The organism is Capnocytophaga sp. oral taxon 326 str. F0382 (assembly GCF_000318295.1).
In the GTDB taxonomy this organism is placed as follows: domain Bacteria; phylum Bacteroidota; class Bacteroidia; order Flavobacteriales; family Flavobacteriaceae; genus Capnocytophaga; species Capnocytophaga periodontitidis.
Genome location: NZ_KB291455.1, coordinates 1 through 4,327, shown reverse-complemented (window position 1 = coordinate 4,327; position 4,327 = coordinate 1). Strand labels below are relative to the sequence as shown.

At 36.9% G+C, this 4,327-nt stretch carries 3 protein-coding genes; all 3 read left to right on the top strand.

Annotated elements, in window-relative coordinates; translation table 11 throughout:
* Positions 1-54 precede the first annotated feature (54 nt).
* The 3 genes from HMPREF9073_RS12195 (at position 55) to uvrA (ending at position 4,248) form a co-directional block, all read left to right on the top strand.
* A complete protein-coding gene (locus HMPREF9073_RS12195; RefSeq protein WP_009414083.1) occupies positions 55-300 on the top strand; it encodes a hypothetical protein in 246 nt (81 codons plus the stop codon).
* Between the two features lie 46 nt (positions 301-346).
* A complete protein-coding gene (locus tag HMPREF9073_RS12190; protein ID WP_009414082.1) occupies positions 347-1,318 on the top strand; it encodes a hypothetical protein in 972 nt (323 codons plus the stop codon).
* Between the two features lie 92 nt (positions 1,319-1,410).
* Positions 1,411-4,248, top strand: coding sequence for an excinuclease ABC subunit UvrA (gene uvrA, locus HMPREF9073_RS12185; protein WP_009414081.1), 2,838 nt, complete (start codon positions 1,411-1,413; stop codon positions 4,246-4,248).
* Positions 4,249-4,327: the final 79 nt, after the last annotated feature.

The following is a 4,327-nucleotide window of genomic DNA, read 5'->3' as shown; positions in this document are numbered from 1 at the left end:
TAAAAGTTTAAACTAAACTTTTTGGACAGCCTCATTCTTAAACCTTAATTGATTATGTTATTGGAAGAAGAATTTGAAAAAGCCTTAAGTCTAAAAGAAGAGCCCAAATCATCTCTACTAATGATAGATTTAGTACTTTTAGCAAGGAGTGAAAATATTTCTGATAAAGAAATAAAAGCAACATTGCGACATTTATTTGTGAAGTATTATGAGGAAGGAAATAACAATAATGGTGAATCTCGCGATAAAGCTGATAAAATAGCTGACCTATTAGATGCTATAGAATATGATCGTGTTTGAAACAAAGAATATTTTGTACATAGTATAAAACAAAACAAACAAAAATATGCAAAATACAACCCATTACAATCAGAGATTGAATATCAATGAACTAAATAATACTACCAATTTAGAGGAAGCTATAAAAAATGCTGAACATCTCTATATTAGTAACCTATTAGGTGATGAAGAACTTTTGTCATCTATTAATTCCTATTTAAAGAAGTACAATAAGAAACTTTGGCTGTCTTTAAATAAAAGTACAGAGATGAATCAGGAAAATTTAAAACAATTACGTTATTTAACCAATTTAAAGAAACTAAAAATAATTGTATTCAATGGCTTTATAGAGGATTTATCTGAGCTATCGCATATTGATGATTTAGAAGAATTTACGATATATAATAATGTAAAAAAAGGTATATCTTTAGTTCCTTTGGCTAAGTTTAAAAACTTATCTTCTTTAAGTTTATATACTGGATTGACTATAAAACAATACACTGTACTCAATACATTTGAAAAGCTAGAACACTTGAGCGCTCGAGAGATAGATTTTTCTAAACTCAATAATTTACCTATTAAAGAACTTACTGTTGATAGTAAGTTTATCCATAGTGATTTGATTACTGAGAAATTTCCTGATATAGAATATATTTCTTTACAGAACTGTAAAGATGTTAGTATAGAAAATATTGCGTCCTTACCTCAGCTTTCTGATGTGCGATTGAGGTATATGCCTCATATTACAAGGCTTACTTCTTTTAAAAATAAAGAAAATATATTTCATCTCGAATGTGTGCATCTTAAGAATCTTGAAAATATAGAAGCTATTTTCGAACTAAAACAACTAAAATATCTGATGATTACAGATTTAGAGAAACTTAAAGCTGAAGATTTTTATAGATTAAAGGAACTTCCTAATTTAAAAGTAGCTTATATAACATTTAAAAATGCAAAAGAAAATGACAAATTTATAACATTTGCTAATGCTCATAATTGGATATATAAACAGCCTTCTTTAGCTAAAACAACTCTTTAACCCTACCTTAGAGAAAGCTTTGTTTTTGTCAAAATACTTATTATACCAATTTTTTCCGTAATTTTGCCCCTTGATAATATCATCATTTCAAAATGAAGAAGAAAACTACAAATATCATCCCTGTAGAAAACCTTGATGTTCAAGGCGCAAGGGTGCATAACCTCAAAAATATAGACCTTTCCATTCCCCGCGAAAAACTTGTTGTCTTCACTGGGCTTTCTGGTAGTGGCAAGTCCTCATTGGCTTTTGATACTATTTATGCCGAAGGACAACGCCGTTATATCGAGACTTTCTCGGCTTATGCTCGCCAGTTTCTTGGGGGATTAGAGCGCCCCGATGTAGATAAAATCGACGGACTATCACCTGTGATTGCTATCGAACAGAAAACTACCTCCAAATCACCGCGCTCTACAGTGGGTACTATCACCGAAATCTACGACTTCTTGCGCCTGCTTTTTGCCCGTGCTTCCGATGCTTATAGCTATGCAACAGGCGAAAAGATGGTAAGTTATACCGATAGCCAAATTCAGGAACTCATTACCAAAGAATACAAAGGCAAACGCATTAACCTATTAGCGCCCGTAGTTCAATCGAGAAAAGGACATTACCGCGAGCTCTTTGAGCAGATTGCCAAACAAGGCTTTGTAAAAGTGCGTACCGATGGCGAAATTCGTGATATCAAAAAAGGTATGAAGCTCGACCGTTACAAAACACACGATATTGAAATCGTGATCGACCGTATGCTAATTGATGATACTGACGACACCCAAAAACGCCTACAAGAAAGTATCAAAATTGCAATGAACTACGGCGACGATGTGCTAATGGTTTTAGAACACGACCAAAAAAAAGCTCACTATTTCAGCCGACATTTGATGTGTCCTTCTTCGGGCATCTCATATCCTCTTCCTGAACCTAATACCTTCTCATTCAATTCTCCTAAAGGAATGTGCCCACACTGCAATGGGTTGGGTGAAGTGCAAGAAATCAACCTCTCCAAGATTATCCCTGATCCTTCTATCTCTATCAAGAACGGCGGGATTACAGCAGTAGGAGAGCAAAAGAACACTTGGATATTCAAACAATTAGAGTTCATTGTACAAAAGTTCGGTCATAAACTCTCCGACCCTATTGAGGCACTTCCTAAAGAAGCGATGGATATTATTCTCTATGGTGGTAAAGATAAATACGCTATCAAATCGGATGTATTAGGCATTACGCGCAATTTTGAAATTGATTTCGAAGGTATCATCAACTTCATCAAAAGCCAGCACGAAAATGCTGATATGGCAGCTATCAAGCGCTGGGCTGAAGAGTTTATGGATACTATTCCTTGCGAGGAATGTCACGGCACTCGCTTGCGCAAAGAGGCGCTTTATTTTAAAATAGCTGATAAAAATATAGCTGAACTATCTGCCTTAGATATTACAGATTTATTGGCGTGGTTCAAATCTCTACCTGAGCATCTCCCTACGAAACAGCGCAAAATAGCAGAAGAAATTATCAAAGAGATCACCACCCGACTCCAATTCCTCATAGATGTAGGGCTTACTTATTTAGCTCTTAACAGAAGTTCTAAATCGTTATCCGGAGGAGAAGCACAGCGTATCAGACTGGCAACGCAGATAGGTTCACAACTCACAGGGGTACTCTATATACTCGATGAACCTAGCATTGGTTTGCATCAGCGAGATAACAAAAGGCTTATCAACTCACTGAAATCACTCAGAGATATTGGCAACTCAGTAATTGTGGTAGAACACGATGAAGAAATGATACAAGAAGCCGATTATGTAGTAGATATAGGACCTAAAGCGGGCGTAAATGGAGGAGATATTATCTTTCAAGGAACGCCTAAAGAGTTGCTAAAAGCAAATACCATCACCGCAGACTATATGAGTGGGAGAAAGAAGATTGAAATACCCACCCAAAGGCGCAAAGGCAACGGCAATGAAATTATCCTAAAAGGCTGTACGGGCAACAACTTGAAGAACATAACCGTAAAGTTCCCTTTAGGGGTAATGATAGGGGTAACAGGTGTATCGGGAAGTGGTAAATCAACGCTTATTAACGAGACTCTGTACCCTATCTTAAACGCTCATTTCTTTAATGGCGTAAAAAAACCAATGCCTTACAAAAGTATTGAAGGCTTAGAACATATTGATAAGGTAATCGATATCGACCAGTCACCTATTGGGCGTACACCGCGTTCAAATCCTGCTACCTACACAGGTGTTTTCAGTGAGATACGCAACCTTTTCACCCAAGTACCCGAAGCACAAATACGTGGCTACAAACCAGGTAGATTTAGTTTCAACGTGAAAGGCGGTAGATGTGAAACCTGTGAAGGCTCAGGTTTAAAGGTGATTGAAATGAACTTCCTCCCTGATGTCTATGTGCCTTGCGAAACTTGTAAAGGAAAACGCTTCAACCGCGAGACGCTTGAAGTGAGATACAAAGGGAAATCTATTGCCGATGTGCTGGATATGACCATAAGTGAAGCAGTAAAATTCTTTGAACCTATCCCTAAAATATACCGTAAACTAAAAACTATTGAAGAGGTAGGTTTAGGCTACATCACTTTAGGGCAACAATCTACTACCCTTTCAGGAGGAGAAGCCCAACGGGTGAAGTTAGCTACAGAGCTTTCTAAAATAGACACAGGCAATACTTTTTATATATTAGATGAACCCACCACAGGACTCCATTTCGAAGATGTGAAAGTACTCCTCGAAGTACTCGACCGTTTAGTAGATAAGGGCAATACTGTTCTGGTAATAGAGCACAACCTCGATGTTATCAGAAAAGTAGATTATATCATAGATATAGGGCACGATGGGGGTAAAGCAGGTGGCGAAGTAATAGCTTTTGGTACTCCTGAAGAAGTGGCTAAAAACAAGAAGAGTTTCACTGCCGAGTACCTAAAATAAAAAGGGCGTGCTGTTAAAGCACGCCTCTTCTTTATAAAGATTTTTGATATAATGGACAAAAATGAGGCTATTTTAGAGA